Origin of the sequence: Pseudomonas sp. SK3(2021), assembly GCF_016772375.1 — a bacterium.
GTDB classification, from domain to species: domain Bacteria; phylum Pseudomonadota; class Gammaproteobacteria; order Pseudomonadales; family Pseudomonadaceae; genus Aquipseudomonas; species Aquipseudomonas chlororaphis_I.
Genome location: NZ_CP061943.1, coordinates 4,015,237 through 4,032,415, shown reverse-complemented (window position 1 = coordinate 4,032,415; position 17,179 = coordinate 4,015,237). Strand labels below are relative to the sequence as shown.

Annotated in this window: 12 protein-coding genes and 1 pseudogene; 7 read left to right on the top strand and 6 right to left on the bottom strand. The window is 67.0% G+C overall.

Translation table 11 applies throughout. From position 1 onward, the window contains the following. Positions 1-68 precede the first annotated feature (68 nt). The 3 genes from IF690_RS17670 to IF690_RS17660 all read left to right on the top strand — a co-directional run bounded on the left by IF690_RS17670 (position 69) and on the right by IF690_RS17660 (position 3,064). Positions 69-1,283 carry an MFS transporter gene (locus IF690_RS17670; protein ID WP_202696710.1) on the top strand — a complete coding sequence of 405 codons (1,215 nt, stop codon included), beginning with the start codon at positions 69-71 and terminating at the stop codon, positions 1,281-1,283. 117 nt (positions 1,284-1,400) lie between these two features. After that, positions 1,401-2,300, top strand: a complete 900-nt coding sequence (locus tag IF690_RS17665; protein ID WP_202696709.1) for a LysR family transcriptional regulator — start codon at positions 1,401-1,403, stop codon at positions 2,298-2,300. A 107-nt stretch (positions 2,301-2,407) separates the two neighbouring features. Beyond that, the gene (locus IF690_RS17660) at positions 2,408-3,064 is read left to right on the top strand and encodes a DsbA family protein (RefSeq protein ID WP_202696708.1); all 657 of its coding nucleotides are present in this window, start codon (positions 2,408-2,410) and stop codon (positions 3,062-3,064) included. Positions 3,065-3,134: 70 nt separating this feature from the next. Here IF690_RS17660 and IF690_RS17655 read toward each other — a convergent pair whose 3' ends face one another. Further along, on the bottom strand, positions 3,135-4,493 hold the full coding sequence (locus IF690_RS17655; RefSeq protein ID WP_202696707.1) for an OprD family porin: 1,359 nt from the start codon (positions 4,491-4,493) through the stop codon (positions 3,135-3,137). 406 nt (positions 4,494-4,899) lie between these two features. Between IF690_RS17655 and IF690_RS17650 the strand changes: the two genes are divergently transcribed. Further along, on the top strand, positions 4,900-5,544 hold the full coding sequence (locus IF690_RS17650; protein ID WP_202696706.1) for a hydrolase: 645 nt from the start codon (positions 4,900-4,902) through the stop codon (positions 5,542-5,544). Positions 5,545-5,654: 110 nt separating this feature from the next. Further along, positions 5,655-7,262: an MFS transporter gene (locus tag IF690_RS17645; protein ID WP_202696705.1), complete on the top strand. Its 1,608-nt coding sequence runs from the start codon at positions 5,655-5,657 to the stop codon at positions 7,260-7,262. Positions 7,263-7,406: 144 nt separating this feature from the next. Here the strand turns inward: IF690_RS17645 and chrA are convergent, their stop codons facing one another. From chrA to IF690_RS17625, 4 genes and pseudogenes are all read right to left on the bottom strand, one after another. Continuing rightward, positions 7,407-8,765 carry a chromate efflux transporter gene (gene chrA, locus IF690_RS17640; protein WP_202696704.1) on the bottom strand — a complete coding sequence of 453 codons (1,359 nt, stop codon included), beginning with the start codon at positions 8,763-8,765 and terminating at the stop codon, positions 7,407-7,409. After that, positions 8,758-9,093: pseudogene (locus IF690_RS17635) on the bottom strand (chromate resistance protein ChrB domain-containing protein); the annotation flags it as partial. The gene chrA and the pseudogene IF690_RS17635, both read right to left, overlap by 8 nt. 259 nt (positions 9,094-9,352) lie before the next feature. Then, positions 9,353-10,555: a YbfB/YjiJ family MFS transporter gene (locus tag IF690_RS17630; RefSeq protein WP_202696703.1), complete on the bottom strand. Its 1,203-nt coding sequence runs from the start codon at positions 10,553-10,555 to the stop codon at positions 9,353-9,355. A gap of 189 nt (positions 10,556-10,744) precedes the next feature. Beyond that, positions 10,745-11,467 (bottom strand): pirin family protein, encoded by a 723-nt coding sequence (locus tag IF690_RS17625; RefSeq protein WP_202696702.1) that lies wholly within the window; start codon positions 11,465-11,467, stop codon positions 10,745-10,747. Positions 11,468-11,689: 222 nt separating this feature from the next. On the opposite strand from IF690_RS17625, the gene IF690_RS17620 reads away from it, so the two are divergent. Next, positions 11,690-12,640: a GlxA family transcriptional regulator gene (locus IF690_RS17620; RefSeq protein WP_202696701.1), complete on the top strand. Its 951-nt coding sequence runs from the start codon at positions 11,690-11,692 to the stop codon at positions 12,638-12,640. A 269-nt stretch (positions 12,641-12,909) separates the two neighbouring features. Then, a complete protein-coding gene (locus tag IF690_RS17615; protein WP_202696700.1) occupies positions 12,910-14,406 on the top strand; it encodes an ATP-binding protein in 1,497 nt (498 codons plus the stop codon). Here IF690_RS17615 and IF690_RS17610 read toward each other — a convergent pair. Then, entirely contained in the window at positions 14,368-17,169 is a 2,802-nt protein-coding gene (locus tag IF690_RS17610; protein ID WP_202696699.1) for an ATP-binding protein, read from the bottom strand. The genes IF690_RS17615 and IF690_RS17610 overlap by 39 nt on opposite strands. Positions 17,170-17,179: the final 10 nt, after the last annotated feature.

Below are 17,179 nucleotides of genomic sequence, written 5' to 3'. Positions count from 1 at the left end.
GGGTTCTCCCGATCGAGCGTCGCGCCTAGCCTTGGCGAAACTTTTCTCCACGCGAACGAGGTTTCATCATGCCTACCGGCAACTTTGCAACGACGGCCAACACGGCGGCGAAGGGCGAGCGGTCCGCCACCCTCTCTGGCGCCCTGGTGGCCTTGCTGGCCTTCTGTTGTGGCGCGGTCGTCGCCAACCTTTACTACGCCCAGCCGATCGTCGAGCTGATCGCTCCGCAGATCGGCCTGTCGAGCGCCCATGCCAGCCTGATTGTCTCGCTGACCCAGCTCGGCTACGCCGCGGGCCTGCTGCTGTTGGTGCCCCTGGCCGACCTGATGGAAAACCGCCGCCTGGTGGTGGGGTTCACGCTCGCCGTGAGCCTGTGCCTGATCGCCGCGGGTTTTACTGAGTCGCCTTCGCTGTTCCTGGCGCTGTCGCTGCTCATCGGCCTGACGTCGGTGGCGGTGCAGATTCTGGTGCCGTTGGCCGCGCACATGGCGCCCGAGGAAAGCCGCGGGCGGGTGGTCGGCAACATCATGAGCGGGCTGCTGCTGGGCATTCTGTTGTCGCGTCCGCTGTCGAGCCTGCTGGCCCAGGCGTTCGGCTGGCGCGGGGTGTTCTTCAGCGCCGCGGGCCTGATGGCGCTGATCGCCTGCGTGATGGCCGTTGCCCTGCCACGGCGCATGCCGACGCATCAGTCCTCCTATGGCGAGTTGATCGGCTCGGTCTTCGCCCTTGCGCGCCGTCATGCCGGCCTGCGTGAGCGCTCCTTGTACCAGGGCTTGTTGTTCGCCAGCTTCAGCCTGTTCTGGACCATCGTGCCGATCGAGCTGATTCGCCAGCACGGCTTCAGCCAGGCGCAGGTCGCGGTGTTCGCCCTGGTGGGCGCGGTGGGGGCGATCGCGGCGCCGATTGCCGGCCGGCTGGCCGACGCCGGGCACGGCCAGCGCGGCACTCTCGTGGCCTTGCTGCTGGCGCCGCTGTCCTTGTTGATAGGTGCGCTGCCGGGCAGTGGCTACCTGTGGCTGGTGGTGTGTGCGGTGCTGCTGGATTTTGCCGTGCAGTTGAACATGGTGCTGGGCCAGCGTGAGGTGTACGCCATCGACCCGCACAGCCGGGCGCGCCTGAACGCGGTGTACATGACCAGCATCTTCGTCGGCGGCGCCCTGGGTTCGCTGGTGGCCAGCCCGCTGTATGAACAGGTGGGGTGGAGCCTGTCGGCGACCTCGATTGCCGCGGTCCCTGGCTTGGCGCTGCTGCTGTTTCTGCTCCGTCACTACCGCCAGGGCTGAGGATCCGGGGCGAAGGTGCACGCGCAGGCCACGGTGCTTGAGCACAACCGTACAAGACACTCGGTGCGTGCTCAGGCATAGTCCCTGGCTTGATTTTTTCGCTCGCGGAATCGGCTTATGGACAAGTTGCTGGCGTTGAAGATGTTCGTTGAAACCGTGCGCTGTGGCGGCTATTCATCGGCGGCGCGCAAGCTCGGCCTGTCGACGTCTTCGGTGACGCGGCAGGTGGCGGGGCTGGAAAGCGAGCTGGGCGCCAGCCTGCTCAATCGCACCACGCGCAACACCAGTGTGACGCTCGCCGGGCAGGCCTATTTCGACAAGGCCGTGGCGATTCTCGAGGCCATCGACGAAGCCGACGCCAGCGTCGCCGACCGTGGCAGCGAGGCCCAGGGGCACCTGCGGGCCAGCGTTCCGGTGGAGTTCGGCCGGCGCATCATCGCCCCGCACCTGGGGCGCCTGCTCGAACGCCATCCTGGCCTGGAGATCAGCCTGTCGTTGAGCGACCGGGTCAGCGACCTGATCAGCGAGCGCATCGATGTCTCGGTGCGCCTCGGTTCCTCGGTGGTCAGCGATGACATCGTCAGCAAGAAGGTCGGCGGCTTCCAGCGTTGGGTCGTGGCCAGCCCCGACTACCTGGCACGCACCGGCCTGCCGCGCCAGCCGAGCGACCTGCTGCAACACCAGTGCCTGCGCTTCGACTATGGCGGCGTGCACCAGGACTGGACCTTCCAGGGCGACGAAGAGCCCCAGCGCCTGGGTGTGCAGGGGCGCTTGCAGAGCAACAACGCCGACATCCTGCGCGAGGCGGCGCTGGCCGGTGGCGGCGTGGCGCTGCTGGCCGACTGGCTGGTGCGCGACGATGTCGGCCAGGGTCGCCTGACCCGCGTGCTGGAGCAGTACGAGGTCAATCCCGGCACCGCCAGCACCTGCATCAACGCGCTGTACCTGCCCAACCACCGTGGCTCCAGCCGCATCAATGTGTTTATCGAGTTCCTCGAGGAAATCCTCGCCGCCTGAGCCTCGCTCGGGTCTTGAGCAAGACAGCGTTGCGCGCCCTGTGGCTACTCGTCCGGCAGGTGCGCGCCTAGAGTCTGGCCATCATGGGTAGAAGCAAGGTGGTCGCTATGGGTAACGTCATTCATCTGGCGTACGACTTCATCAATCCCTGGTGCTGGATCGGCGAGCTGAACCTGCGCCAGGCCATGGCGGCCGCGCACCGGCCATGGTCGATCGTCTATGTGCCGAGCCGCTGCGCGTTCGATCTTCCCGCCAGCGGCATCGAGCAGGGCGAGTATGCCCGGCGCCGGTTCGGCAGCCTGGCACGCAGCCGGTTGTTCGAAGCGCAGATCAGCCGGGCCGGCCGGGCGCTGGGGCTGCGTTTTGCCTTCGAGCGAATCGAGCGCCTGGTCGACAGCGACCCGGCGCACAGCCTGATGCTCGAGCGTGCTGCCCGCGCTGGCGATTGCGCCGCGCTGTTCGCGCGGATCTTCCGTGCCTATTTCTGCGAGGGCCGGGATATCGGCGATGCGCGGGTGCTCGCGGAACTGGGCGGGGACGGCAAGCGCGAGCAGGAGCGCTTGCTCGACTACCTGCGCAGTGGTGAAGGACTGGCCGCGTTGCAGCGCCACCAGCGCGATGCCGCGCACTGGTCGGGCGGGGTGTTGCCGGCCTTTCGCATCGGCGACACCCGGGTCTCGGGCGCCCAGCCCGGCGCCTTGCTGGCGCGGGTGTTGCGGGACGCGACGGTGCCTGAAACGCAGGTGGCCCGTGCCTTGGGTTAGCGGCGATTTGGCCGATGCCATCGGGCCACCCCGGCGCGGGGCGCGAGCAGGCCCGGCCCGCCGCGCAGGATCAGAACGGCCCGAGCTTGAGCGGGTACTGGATGACGATGTACAGCCTGTCGATGTCGTCGCCGGCCTGGGCGGTGTTGGCCCGGTGGCTGACGTGGGACAGTTGCAGCGACAGGTCCTTGGCCGGGCCCGATTGCACGATGTAGTGCAGGTCCAGGTCGCGTTCCCAGTGACGTCCGCCCCGACCCTGTTGCGGGCTGTAGGTGCCGCTGGCGCTGTCGAAGGGGTTGTAGGCGCCGCCCTGGGGCGCGTGGCTGCCGTCGATGCCGCGGCCGCTCACATAGCGGGCCATGAAGCTCAGGCCGGGGATGCCCAGGGCGCCCAGGTCGAGGTCGTAGCGCGCCTGCCAGGAGCGTTCGCCGGGGCCGTTGAAGTCGGCGTACTTGATCGAGTTGGCGAGGTAGATGGAGTCGCCGCCGACGAAGTCGAAGGGCGTGTCGCCGTGGATTTTCTGATAGGCCAGGGTGAACGCCTGGGCCTCGATCCGGTACTTGCCGCTGAGGCTGTAGGCCGTGGTGTCGATGGCGCCGGCCGCGGCCTGGCCCTGGTCGCGGGTACGGTACAGGTTGCCGTCGAGGAACAGCGGGCCAAGGCTGGCATGCAGGTTGGCGTAGTACTGGCGCCAGGTGTCGCTCAGCTGCGAGGCGTAGAGGGTGCCGCCCAGCGCCTGGCCGGCGAACAGGTCGGCGCCGATGAAGTCGATGCTGGCGTGGCGGGTGGTTGCCCCGTAGCCGGAAAAGTCGCCCTTGGCGGTCGAAGCGTCCTGGTTCTTGAAGGCGTTGAAGTGACCGGCCTGCAGGTCGAGCCCCTCGAGCTCACGGCTGGAGAGCAGCAGGCCGCTGGCGTATTCCGGTTGCAGGCGTTTGTCGGCGGTGTCGAACACCGGGGTCGCCACGGTCATTTCACCGAGCGCCAGGGTGGTCCGCGAAGCCTTGAACTTCAGCGCGCCGCCGGCGCTGGAGTAGCTGTCTTCGCTACGCCCGTCATGATCCAGCGGCAACAGGCCCGTCCCGGAATGCCCCTTGCCGCCGTCCAGTTTCAAACCGAGGAAGCCGTGGGCATCGACCCCCACGCCGAGGGTGCCGGGGGTGAAGCCGGACTCGAACGAGGCGATGAAGCCCTGGGCCCATTCCTGCTTGTAGCTCTTGCCGGCCGGGGTCGGGGAGCGATAGTCGTTGTTGAGGTAGAAGTTGCGGCTGAGCACTTCAAGGCTCGCCCCCTCAAGGAAACCGGGGCTGTCTTGCGTGCTCTGCGCCGCCAGCGCCGGGGCGCCGCCGCCGAGCAAGGCGAGCAGCCAGAGCGGCTTCAGGCGGATGCGCAGCGGCTCGGGGGCAGTGAGGTGTTTCGAGGCAAGCGGCATGCTTATTTCCCGGGTCAAGGTGGGTGGCCCAGGACGCGGCTGGCCGCGGTTCCGGCAGCTGCCGGCAGGCCTTCGGTCAACCCGCGTCCGCTCGGCGTGGCCATCGGATCGAGGCGAAGCATGGTTGCCTATTACAGGGCGCGGGGATTGTACGGCTGTGCTGCATTCGGTCGTTTGCGCGGGCAGGCGGGCGGCAGGTGCGGTTCGCGGTGGGCGCTGCGGCAGTTTTTGAATTGTCCCTGTTTTGGAATCAATGATTCTCTATTTTGCTGGATTGTCCCTTTTTGTTTTGACCCCTAAATTAGCCACCAAGCCGGCAACAAAGCCTCCCCAGCGGAACCCGCGCCGAGCTACCGAATTTTGTAAATCAACGTTTGAACCTACTCGACATCAAAAGGAACGCGCCATGTCTATCCGTGAACTGCTCAACCCAAGCAATGCCGCCCTGATCCTGATCGACCACCAGCCGCAGATGTCCTTCGGCGTGCAGTCGATCGACCGCCAGACCCTGAAGAACAACACCGTGGGCCTGGCCAAGGCGGCGAAGATCTTCAACGTGCCGACGATCTTTACCTCGGTGGAAACCGAGAGCTTCAGCGGCTACATCTGGCCGGAACTGCTCAGCGTGTTCCCGGACCACCAGCCGATCGAGCGCACCTCGATGAACTCCTGGGAAGACAAGAAGCTGGTGGAAGCGGTGAAGGCCACCGGGCGCAAGAAACTGATCATGGCCGCGCTGTGGACCGAGGTCTGCCTGAACTTCCCGGCCCTGGAAGCCCTGGCCGAAGGCTACGAGGTGTACATCGTCACCGACGCTTCCGGCGGCACCACCCAGGAAGCCCACGACATGTCGGTGCAACGCATGATCCAGGCCGGCGCGGTGCCGGTGACCTGGCAGCAAGTGCTGCTCGAATTCCAGCGCGACTGGGCGCACAAGGCAACCTACGACGCGGTGATGGACCTGGTGCGCGAGCACAGCGGCGCCTACGGCATGGGCGTGGACTACGCCTACACCATGGTGCACAAGGCGCCGCAGCGTCAGGTCAAGTAAGCCTGTCGCCAATGACCTCCGGTCGACGCAACCCGCTTGCGTCGGCCGGTGGTCGTTGGCAGCGCAAAAACGCCCGGACTGCACACCGTTCCCACGACTCAAGGACCGTCATGAAACAGACCCCCGATTCCTCCCGTAGCACGGCCGCCCTGTCGCCCTGGAGCCCGCTCAGGCATGGCCTGTTTCGCGGGCTGTGGCTGGCCAGCATCGCCTCGAACATCGGCACCTGGATGCATGAGGTGGGTGCCGGCTGGCTGATGACCTCGCTGTCGGCCAGCCCGATGACAGTGGCGCTGGTGCAGGTGACCGCCGCGGCGCCGATGTTTTTCCTCGCGCTGCCGGCCGGGGCGCTGGCCGATATCGTCGACAAGCGCCGCTACCTGTTGCTGGTGCAGGGCTGGATGGCCAGCGTCGCCATGCTCCTGGCGTTCCTGACCCTCAGTGGCCTGATGACGGTGCCCCTGTTGCTGCTGTTGACCCTGGCCATGGGCATTGGCACGGCGCTGATGATGCCGGCCTGGTCGGCCCTGACCCCGGAGCTGGTGCCCGCCGGCGAATTGCCCGCGGCCATCGCCTTGAGCAGCGTCGGGACCAACGTGGCGCGCGCCGTGGGCCCGGCCATCGCCGGGGTCCTGGTGAGCCTGGCCGGGCCCTGGGCGACCTTTGCGGTGAATGCGCTGTCGTTCTTTGCGGTGATCGCCGTGCTCGCCTGCTGGCGGCGCGAGCCGAAGGTCGCGGTGCTGCCGGCGGAACGGCTGTTCAGTGCGATCCGCGTGGGTTGGCGCTACGCCCGCGGTTCCCATCCGCTGCAACGGGTGCTGATTCGCACCCTGGCGTTCTTCTTTGGCGCCAGCGCCGGCATGTCCTTGCTGCCGTTGATCGTGCGTGGCGAGTTGCAGGGCAGCGCGACCCAGTTCGGCGTGTTGCTCGGCAGCGTCGGCCTCGGCGCGGTGCTGGGGGCGATGCTGTTGCCGCGGCTGCGCCAGCACCTGGCGGTGGATCGCCTGGTGGCGCTGGCCAGCGTGACCTACGCCCTGGTGCTGTTCGCCCTGGCCTGGCTGCGCGACTTCTATCTGTTGATCCCGGTGATGCTGATCAGCGGCGGTGCCTGGATCGCCGTGCTCTCGAGCTTCCAGGTGGCGGCCCAGACCTCGGTGCCGGCCTGGGTGCGGGCGCGAGCGCTGGCGGTATATATCCTGATGTTCTTCGGCAGCATGGCCCTGGGCGGGTTGCTCTGGGGCTGGGTGGCCAGCCTGTTGTCCATGAGCCTTGCCCTGAGCGCGGCGGCCGCGGTGCTGCTGGCCGGGGTCGGGCTGACCTGGCGGGTCGGCTTGCCCCAGCGCAGCGCCGAAGACCTGGCGCCGTCGCTGCACTGGCCGCAACCGCTGCTCAGCGCCGACCAGGACCTGGAGCGCGGCCCGGTGATGATCAGCCTGGAATACGACATCGCCCCCGAACACGCCCAGGCCTTCCAGCAGGCGATGAACCCGGTGCGACGCATGCGCCAGCGCAACGGTTCGTTTTCCTGGTGCCTGCTGCAGGACAGCGAAAACCCGCGGCTGTGGTGCGAGGTTTTCTTCGACGAATCCTGGGTCGGCCACCTGCGTCACCACGAGCGGGTGACCCGCGCCGAGCTGAAGATCGAGGCGGCCGCCCGCCGCTTCCAGAGCGACGGGGTGAAGATCCGGATCCGCCATTTCCTCAAGGGGCAGGGCTGAGGCCCGCAGCGTTGGCGGGTCGGCGCCAGTGCTCGCCAGGCTGCGTTGCCATTCCTCGCCGTAGCGGGCTACGACTGGTCATGGCGCCTTGCCTGGCAAGCCCTGGCACTCGAATTTGAGTCGCCGAATTAACCGTACAGGCCACTAACGCAGCAGATGCACGGCCAGGCCCGCCAGCGCACAGGCCATCAGCACCTGGATCACGCCGCGCTTGAAGCGGAACAGGGCCAGCGCCGCGGCCAGGGCGATCAGCGCCGAGGGCCAGTCGAGGGCGCCGCTGAAGCCATTCGGCCACAGCACGTGGTAGCCGAAGAAACACGCCAGGTTGAGGATGACCCCGACCACCGCGGCGGTGATCCCGGTGAGCGGCGCGGTGAATTTGAGTTCGTTGTGGGTCGATTCCACCAGCGGGCCGCCGACGAGGATGAACAGGAACGAAGGCAGGAAAGTGAACCAGGTGACCAGCGCCGCCGCGACCGCACCGGCCAGAAACACCTGGTCGGCGCCAAACACCTGGGAGACATAGGCGCCAACGAAGCCGACGAAGGCCACCACCATGATCAGCGGCCCGGGGGTGGTTTCCCCCAGGGCCAGGCCGTCGATCATCTGGGTCGGGGTCAGCCAGCCGTAGTGGCCCACCGCGCCCTGATAGACATACGGCAGCACGGCATAGGCACCGCCGAAGGTCAGCAAGGCGGCCTTGGTGAAGAACCAGCCCATCTGGGTCAAGGTGCCTTGCCAGCCGAAGAGCGCGGTCAGCGCAGCCATCGGCAAGGCCCACAACAGGGCGCCGATGAATGCCAGCAGCGCGAGTTTCAGCCAACTGAAGCGGGCATGCCCAGGGGCGGGGGTGTCGTCATCGATCAAGGCCGGGCCGAAGGATTTCCTGGCCGCGCCATGCCCTCCGGTCCTGAACTTCTCGGGTGCCAGGCGACCGCCGAGGTAACCGATCAAGGCGGCCCCCAGCACGATCAACGGAAACGGCACATTGAACGCAAAGATCGCGGTGAATGACGCCGCGGCTATCGCCCACAGCCAAGGGTTCTTCAGGGCCCGCGAGCCGATCCGGTGCGCCGCCTGTATGACGATCGCCGTCACCGCGGGCTTGATGCCATAGAACAACCCGGCCACCACCGGTACTTCGCCGAAGGCAATGTACAGCCAGGACAAGGCGATCAGGATGAACAGCGAGGGCAACACGAACAGCGCGCCGGCAATCACCCCGCCCCGGGTCCGATGCATCAGCCAGCCAATGTAGGTCGCCAACTGCTGGGCCTCGGGCCCGGGCAGCAACATGCAGTAGTTGAGGGCGTGCAGGAAGCGCCGTTCGGAAATCCAGCGCCGGCGCTCCACCAGTTCCTGGTGCATGATCGAAATCTGCCCCGCCGGCCCGCCAAAGCTGATGAAACCGAGCTTGAGCCAGAACCAGAAGGCCTCGCGCACACCGACCGGCCGGGGTCTCGGCAGATCCGCTTCAAGCGCCGACTCGCAAACCTTACTCATGGGGTTGCTCCTCTTTCACGAACTCGGCGAGCAGACCGTCGAAGATGGTGCTGGCAGCGGCCAGCAGGTGGTCGTCATGGCTGATGGTTTCGCGCAGCCCGGCCAGTACCCGTTCGATGCCGGCAGCCGCCACGGGCTGGATGCCGCCGATATCGAGGGCGTGCACCAGGGCCGCGAGACGATCCAGGCCGGGTTGCCGAAGGGCAAAACTGGCTTGCAGGGTTTCGAAGGTCACGCGCTGGCCCACATGGCTGGACGCCGCGTCATCGAAGTCAAAACCCAGGGCGTCGGCCGGGCAGTCCCGGGGCTGGTCCAGCCAGAGGATCTGGAGGCTTTCAGAGCCGGCCAGGCGCGCATGCGCTCCGTTGGGTTCGCGGTCGGCAATCCGAGGATCGGCGCTAGCCAGTTATTCATGGAGTGACAGATCTGAAAAATGTGGATGGCGCTACATTATTCTTGCCTGCAGGGATTACAAGGAGATTTCAACAGGCTTGCCGTGAGTGGCGAGGCCTGTCGGTCAAGTCCGGGTGCCCAATGCTGGGGGGGTGATAACGCTCGCCCATCGCCTCGGCGGTGGGCGAGCTGCGCTAGCGCAGCCGGCGGGCGGCGAGATCCAGCACGATGGCCAGCAACAACGCCAGGCTGGCGATCACGAACAGCGGCCGATGATGCCCGCCGCTGGCATTGAAGATCAGCGAGTAGGCGGCCCCGGCCAACGCCTGGAAGCTGGCGAAGGCCACGGTCGCGCGGCTCCAGGCGACCTGTTGGGCATGGGCGTGTTGCTTCAGTTCGTGGACCCGGGCCAGGGCCAGGGGCACGATGCCGGGTGGGAACGAACCGATCAGTATCGCCAGCCCGCACAGCAGCCACGGCTGGCGGGTGATGCTCAACGCACCCACCGCCAGCGCCTGCGCGATCAGCACCCAGCGGATGCCGCGGCGGGCGCCGAGGTGGTCGGCGAGCAGGCCGTAGACCATCGGCCCGACGATCGCGCCGATGCCATACATCACCCACACCAGCGCCGCCACATGGGGGCCGGCATCGAGGCCGCGGGCCACGTAGTCCACCAGGAACACCATGGCCGGCACCAGCCCGGTGGCCATCAAGGCGTACTGGGCGAACAGCAGGCGCAGGCCACGGCCGGAGGCCGGGCCCTCATGGCTGGCCGGTTCGCTGGCCTTCACCGCGACAGCAGGCGCGGGCGGGCTCTGCGGCCAGCAGAACCAGCTGGCGGCGGTCAGCACCGCGGCCACCAGCCCCAGGCCCAGCCAGGTGTCGCGCAGGCCCCATTGCAGCAGGGCCGGCACCAGGGTGCCGGAGCCGGCGATGCCCAGGCCGATGCCGAGGAAGATCGCGCCGCTGGCCGCGCCTCGGCGCGCCGCCGGTACGTGGGGCAGCACAGTGGACGCCACCAGCACCATGATGGCGCCGCCGGCGATCCCCGAGAGCAGGCGCCAGACGAAGAACCAGCTGAAGGACAGGGCCCAGGCACAGGCGAAGAACGACAAGGTGGCGATCACCAGCATCAGCCGCAGCACCAGCTGATTGGTCAGGCGCTTGCCCAGGGGATGGCCGAGCAGCGCGCCGATCAGGTAACCGGCGAGGTTGGCGGCGCCGAGATAGACCACGTCGGCCTGCACGAACCAGTGGGCCTGGATCAGCTGCGGGATCAGCGGGGTATAGGCAAAGCGCGCCAGCCCGATACTGACCAGGCTGGCACACAGGCCGGCGAAAATAGGCAACCAGACTGCATTGCGCAGGGGGCGTGTCGCGGTGGTAGGCGCTGACATGGGGGCGTCCTTGATGAGTGAGCGGTGGAAAGGGATGGGCTGGAGGGGATTCTGCAAGGCGCAGCCCGGGCGGCGGAAATCATCGCTATCGATAGCGGACATGCCCCCTCGATATTGCCCCAGGCGCTTGCGCGGCCTTGGCCGTTTGCCAGTCAGGCCCGGGGGCGAAAGCCCCCAGGCCGGTGCCGGTCAAGGCATCTCGGGCAGTTCCCGTGCCCGCAGATCGAACACCAGCACTTCGGCATCCGCGCCGTTGCTCAAGGTCAGCGCCTGTTCCTCGCGGACCCGCACGCCATCGCCTTCCTGCAAGAGCAGGCCGTTGAGTTCGACCGAGCCGCGGGCCACATGCACATAGGCGTAGCGGTTGGCGTCGAGCACCAGGGTGGCGCTTTCCTGGCCATCGATCAGCCCGGCATAGACCCGCGCATCCTGGCGCACCTGCAGCGAACCGTCGGCCCCCTCGGGGGAGATGATCAGTTGCAGGCGGCCGCGTTTTTGCGGCAATCCGAAATGCTCTTGCTGGTAACGCGGCTTGGCGCCGCTGACATCCGGCACTATCCAGATCTGCAGGAAGTGCACAGGCTGGGTGGCCGAGTGGTTGTACTCGCTGTGCGCCACGCCGCTGCCAGCGCTCATCAGTTGCACGTCGCCAGGGCGGATCACCGAGCCGGTGCCCAGGGTGTCCTTGTGTTCCAGGGCGCCTTCGAGCACATAGGAGAAAATCTCCATGTCCCGGTGCGGGTGCTGGCCGAAGCCCTTGCCGGCGGCGACCCGGTCGTCGTTGATCACCAGCAGGTCGGAAAAACCCTGTTCCCGCGGGTTGCGGTAGTTGGCGAAGGAAAAGGTGTGGAAGGACTTCAACCAACCGTGGTTGGCGGCGCCGCGATCAGAGGCTTTGCGAAGGGTCAGCATGGGGGAATCTCCTGTCGGGACGGGAATTCGTCCGGTTGAGGAGAAGGCTAATGTTTACCTTGTGATGCAATAAGTAGATGGAAACTGAAATACTGTCCCTTGCAGATTGACAATCTTGTGCGCTGAATCACGTATTCTTGTCCGATGATCGCGCGCCGTCCGGGCATAATCTCCAGGGTTGGCGTTACACTTTTAACCCTTTGATATCAGTGATCTTTACCCATGAAAACCGTGGCAATGGTGCTGTTTCCAGACTTTCTCCTGCTCGACATGGCCGGGCCCATGGAGGTGTTTTCCATCGCCAATCGTTATCTGCAGCCGAAGGACCATTACCAGCTCTCGACGATCGGCACCGAGCACGGCCCGTTGCGCGCTTCCAACGGCGTCAGTGTCCAGGCCGACGTGCATCTCGACCAGGCGCGCGACCGTTATGACCTGCTGCTGGTGCCCGGGGGGCCGGGGGCCTACAACGAAAAGCACCCACCCTTGCTCGGCTGGCTGGCGGGGGCGGTGCGCCGCTCGGCCGTCTATGGCTCGATCTGCACCGGGGCCTTCATCCTCGGGCATGCCGGGTTGCTCGACGGGTTTCGGGTGACGACCCACTGGCACTACACGGAGCGCCTGATCCGGGCCTTCCCCGAAGCGACGGTGGAGACCGACCAGATTTTCGTCGAGGACCGCAACCTGATCACCTCGGGCGGGGTCACCGCCGGCATCGACCTGGCACTGGCGGTGGTCGCCCGCGACCACGGCAAGAAAGTCGCCCAGGACGTGGCCAAGGTGTTGCTGGTAGTGATGAAGCGCCAGGGCGGGCAGGCGCAGTTCAGCCCGTTGATGGCCGCGGTGGCGCCGCAGGAAACCCCGGTGACCCGGGTGCAGAATCATGTGCTCGAACACCTGGACCAAGCCTTCAGCATCGAGCGCATGGCCAGCCTGGCGAACATGAGCACGCGCCATTTCGCCCGGGTGTTCGCCCGGGAAGTGAACATGACGCCCATGGAATTCCTGCAAAGCGCGCGCATCGACCGCGCCCGGAACCTGCTGGAGAGCAGCGACCTGCCGCTCAAGACCGTGGCCTACAAAAGCGGCTTCGGCAGCGTGCGCCACATGCGCTTTCTGTTCAGTGAAAAGCTCGGCCTGACCCCCACCCAGTACCGCGAACAGTTCAGCTAGCGGCCTGTACGGTTAATTCGGCTACTCAACTTCGAGTGCCAGGGCTTGCCAGGCAAGGCAGCCTGGCGAGTACTGGCGCCGAAGTTGAGTGCACGAATGAGCCACACAGGCCACTCGCGCCGGCTTGTCCGTCTGGCGCACCGCGATGGCCGTGACGCTCCCTCCATGACGGTTGTACCGTCATCGGTGCCTGCCAAGATACCGGGGAATGATTGGTAATGGAGGTGCGGGAGCCTGGTGCAGACCGGGTTTCCAGCATGTGGATGGGCATGAACAGCGTCAGAGACTTGAATAGCGATACGGTGCTGCGGTTCGGCCCCTACGCCTTCCACCTGCGGCAGCGCCTGGTCCTGGACGGCGATCGGCCGTTGCGCATGGGCGGGCGTGCCCTGGACATCCTGCGGGTGCTGGTCGAGCACGCCGGCCAGGTGGTGGGCAAGGACGAGTTGATTGCCCGCGTCTGGCCGAACTCGGTGGTCGAGGACATCAACCTGCGCGTGCACATCGCTGCCCTGCGGCGCGCCCTCGGCGAGGGCCAGGACGGGCAAGGCTACATCGTCAACATTGCGCAGCGCGGATATTGCTTCATCGCCCCGGTGCTGCGCGAGGCGCAACAAGCGCCGGTCGCGCTGGCGAGCCTGCACAAGCCCCAGCACAACCTGCCGGCCCGGCTGACCCCGGTCACCGGCCGCGACCCGGTGGTCGGCAGCCTGGTCCGGCAGTTGCCGGTACGCCGGTTCATGACCCTGGTCGGTCCGGCGGGGATCGGCAAGACCACGGTCGCGCTGCGGGTCGCCGAGCTGCTGTTGCAGCACTATCGCGATGGCGTGTGGTTCATCGACCTGGCGAGCATCGACGACCCGGCGCAACTGGTCGAGCACCTCAGGCACAGCCTCGAACTGGACGCCGGCCTGGAGGCGCTGACAGGGCGGCATGCCTTGTTGGTGCTGGACAATTGCGAGCACCTGCTCGAACGCTGCCGGGCGGTGGCGGAGCAACTGCTGGCCTCGGCGCCACGGCTGTCGATCCTGGCCACCAGCCGCGAACCGCTACAGGCTTCGGGGGAGACCGTGCATGGCCTGGCGGCCCTGTCGGTGCCGCCGGCTTCGGCGTTGCACAGCGTGGCCGAGGTCATGAGCCATTCGGCGGTGCAGCTGTTCGTCAGCCGCGCCCGGGCCCGCCAGCAAGGCTTTGCCTTGCGCGAGCAGGACCTGAAGGCGGTGCGCGAAATCTGCCGGCGGCTCGATGGCTTGCCATTGGCCATCGAACTGGCGGCGGCGCAGATCGACGCGCTGGCGCTGGTGGGGCTGCAAGCGCAGCTGGACAACTGCTTTCAACTGCTGACCCAGGGCCGGCGCACCGCCGTGGCGCGGCACCAGACGCTCAAGTCCGCCCTGGACTGGAGCTATCGGCGGCTGAGCCCGCTGGAGCAGACGGTGTTGCAGGGGCTGTCGGTGTTCAAGATGGCCTTCACGCTGGATGCCGCCATCGGCGTCATCAGTTGTGCGGTGTTGCAGCCCGCCAGCGTGGCGGCGGCGATGGAACGGCTGGTGTTGAAGTCACTGCTGTCGGTTGAGCAGGGCAATGGCCTGGTGCGTTACCGGCTTCTCAACACCACCCGCACTTACGCGCTGGAGAAGCTTGAACACAGCGGACTGCAGCGGGTGTTTGAAATGCGTCATGCCCACTACCTCGGCAAGACACGCTGGGTACTGGTCAAGAACGTGTCATTGCAGCTCATCGAGCAATTCACGGACGCGGGTTAGGTCCGGCGTGGCAAAACCTTCGGTGAACCGGGCGTAGAGCGGTTCGAGCAGCTCACGGGCGCGCCGGGCCTGGCCCTGGCGCTGCCAGAGCCGGGCCAGCGAGGTGGCGCTGCGCAACTCCCAGGTCAGCGCGCCCTGGGCCCTGGCCACCGCCAGCGCCTGGTGCAGCACCGCTTCGGCGGCGTCAGGCGCATTGTCGGTCAGCAGCGCCTCGGCCCTGGCGCGCAGGATCTCCGCCGTGCTCCAGCCGGCCGTGCCGCTTTCGGCCCGTTGCAGCAGGGCGTTGTCGATAAAGCCGCCGTCCAGGGTCACCATGATTTCGCCGATCAGCCCGACGCCGGATTGCGGCGGCGAGGACGCCGTGCCGCCCTCGATGACCTGCGCATAGTGCCGGCCCCAGGTGTAGAACAGCAGCACCGAATGCTTCTGCGCCTGCTCCAGCAGCAGGCGCAGGAGCTCGCGGGCGGTCGCGGTGTCGCCGTTGTAGTGGGCGATCAGGCAACCGGCCAGGGCCAGGGTGTAGCAGATGGACGTGCCGTGGTTGATCTGCAAGGCGATGTCCAGGGCCTGGCGCGCGGTGCGCCAGGCTTTTTCCGGATGGCCTTGCAGCCAGAGGATCCGCGCCAGGATCGTCAGGGCGGCGACGCTCTGGTCGTACTGCACGCCAAAGCCGCGGGTGAAGCGGCTCAGATTGCCGCTCTGGGCCATCAGCTGGATGACTTGCTCGGCCTGCTCCCGGGCCCGCGGCTGATCGCCGGCGAAGTGCAGGGCCAGCACCTGCAGGCGCTGGGTGCTGAGGGACATCGCGCTCGGGCCGGCGTCGCGTCGCGCCAGGTGGTCGAACTGCCGGCTTTGCTCCAGGGCCAGCTGGTAGTGACCGCAACTGAGGTTGACCGCCATGTGCCCGGACACCGCCTTGAGCTGGGCGGCCACATCGTCGCTGCCTTCGGCCAGGATCCTGGCCGCGACGAAGGCCTCGATGGCTTCGGCGCTGCTGCCCTGGGTGTGGTAGCAGGCGCTGCCGAGGGCCAGCTTGAGGGCCTGGGTCAGGCGCGGGCAGGGTTCGTTTGCCGCATGCAGTTGGGCCAGGGCCTTGCGTACATAACCGCCGTGTTCCTTGAGCAGCGACAGCTCCTGCCACAGCGGTGCGGAGACCGCGGCCAGGCGGATCGCCAGTTGCTGCGGGCCCTGGGCATTCAAGCCCCAGTCGAGCGCCGCCCGGATGTCTTCCAGGTTGCGGGCGTGACGCTCGATCCAGAGCGTCGAGGGGGTCTGTTCCCAGTCGTCCTGGGCCTGGTGCATCAAGGCCAGGCAACGTTCGGCGTGCCGCCTGCGGGTGTCCGCCAGTTCGGCGGCCTGTTCGAGTTTTTCCAGGGCATAGCTGCGGGTGGTGTCCAGCAGGCGATAGAACACGTCCTCGTCGCCGACCTCCACGTTCAGCAGGGACTTGGCCACCAGCTGGGTGATCGAGGTAAAGACCTCGCGGGCTTCGATGTGCTCGCCGACGATCACCGCCGCGGCCGATTGCAGGGTGAAGCCGCCCCGGAAGATGCCCAGCCGGCGCAGGCAGGCCTGCTCGCAGGCGCTGAGCAGTTCGAAGCTCCAGTCCAGGGTGGCGCGCAGGGTCTGATGACGCCCCGGGGTGATCTGGCCGCCCTGGGGCAGCAGGCGAAAACTGCCTTGCAACTGGCTGAGCAAGCCAGCAAGCCCCAGGTTGCCGACCTGGGCGGCGGCCAGTTCGATGGCCAGGGGAATGCCGTCCAGGCGCCGGCAGATATCGATCGCCAGGGGCAGCTCGTCCTGGTTCAGTTCGAAGGTGTCGTGGCTGGCCATCGCCCGTTCGACGAACAACTGCAGGGCCGAGAACGTCAGGGCCTGGGCGCGGTCCAGCACCGCGATGGGTGGTGGGCAATCCAGGGATTCCAGGCGTTGCACGAATTCGCCTTCGGCCCGCAGGCTCTCGCGGCTGGTGGCCAGGACATGCACCTGCGGCGCCGCGCGCAGGATGCTTTCGCAGAGCGGCGCAATGGCGTCGAGCAAGTGCTCGCAATTGTCGATCACCAGCAGCATCTGCCGCTCGCGCAGGAAGCTCGCCAGGCCGGCCACTGGTTCGCCGTCGTGCAGCGCCAGGTCGAGGAGGGTCGCCAGGTGGCTGGTGATCATCCGCGGGTCGTTGAGCGGCGCCAGGTCCAGCAGGCGGATGCCGTCCCGATACTGGCCGATCAACTGTTCGGCGACCCGCAGGGCCACGGTGGTCTTGCCGATGCCGCCGGGGCCGACCAGGGTGATGAAACGCTGGCGCGCCAGTTGTCTCATCACATTGTCCACCAGAGCCTGGCGCCCGATCAGGCGGGTGCGGCGCACCGGCAGGTTATGCCCGCTCGGCTCGGCGGCAGCGCCTGCGCGGTTTTGCTCGAAACGCTCGGGGGAGAACGGCTCCAGGGAGAAGGGCGCGACGAAGCTGTAGCCGCGCTGGGCCACGGTGACGATGTAGCGCTGGCCGGCCTGGCCGTCGCCCAGGGCCTTGCGCAGCGCCGCCATGTGCACCCGCAGGTTGGTGTCTTCGACCACGCTCCTGGGCCAGACCCGCGCGATCAGTTGCTGCTTGCTGACCACCTCGCCGGCGTGTTCCAGGAGGATCAGCAGGATGTCCATGGAGCGGCGGCCCAGGCGCAAGGGCCGCTCGGCTTCCAGGATCAGGCGTTGCCCGGGGTAGATCCGGTAGGGGCCGAAATGCACAGCCTGTTCGGGGGGTAGGGTCAACGGCTCACTC

Bases quoted from the DNA above. Each gene is read 5' to 3' on its own strand.
- IF690_RS17670 (WP_202696710.1), top strand. From the start codon at position 69: ATGCCTACCGGCAACTTTGCAACGACGGCCAACACGGCGGCGAAGGGC.
- IF690_RS17665 (WP_202696709.1), top strand. From the start codon at position 1,401: ATGGACAAGTTGCTGGCGTTGAAGATGTTCGTTGAAACCGTGCGCTGT.
- IF690_RS17660 (WP_202696708.1), top strand. From the start codon at position 2,408: ATGGGTAACGTCATTCATCTGGCGTACGACTTCATCAATCCCTGGTGC.
- IF690_RS17655 (WP_202696707.1), bottom strand. From the start codon at position 4,493: ATGCCGCTTGCCTCGAAACACCTCACTGCCCCCGAGCCGCTGCGCATC.
- IF690_RS17650 (WP_202696706.1), top strand. From the start codon at position 4,900: ATGTCTATCCGTGAACTGCTCAACCCAAGCAATGCCGCCCTGATCCTG.
- IF690_RS17645 (WP_202696705.1), top strand. From the start codon at position 5,655: ATGAAACAGACCCCCGATTCCTCCCGTAGCACGGCCGCCCTGTCGCCC.
- chrA (WP_202696704.1), bottom strand. From the start codon at position 8,765: ATGAGTAAGGTTTGCGAGTCGGCGCTTGAAGCGGATCTGCCGAGACCC.
- IF690_RS17630 (WP_202696703.1), bottom strand. From the start codon at position 10,555: ATGTCAGCGCCTACCACCGCGACACGCCCCCTGCGCAATGCAGTCTGG.
- IF690_RS17625 (WP_202696702.1), bottom strand. From the start codon at position 11,467: ATGCTGACCCTTCGCAAAGCCTCTGATCGCGGCGCCGCCAACCACGGT.
- IF690_RS17620 (WP_202696701.1), top strand. From the start codon at position 11,690: ATGAAAACCGTGGCAATGGTGCTGTTTCCAGACTTTCTCCTGCTCGAC.
- IF690_RS17615 (WP_202696700.1), top strand. From the start codon at position 12,910: ATGAACAGCGTCAGAGACTTGAATAGCGATACGGTGCTGCGGTTCGGC.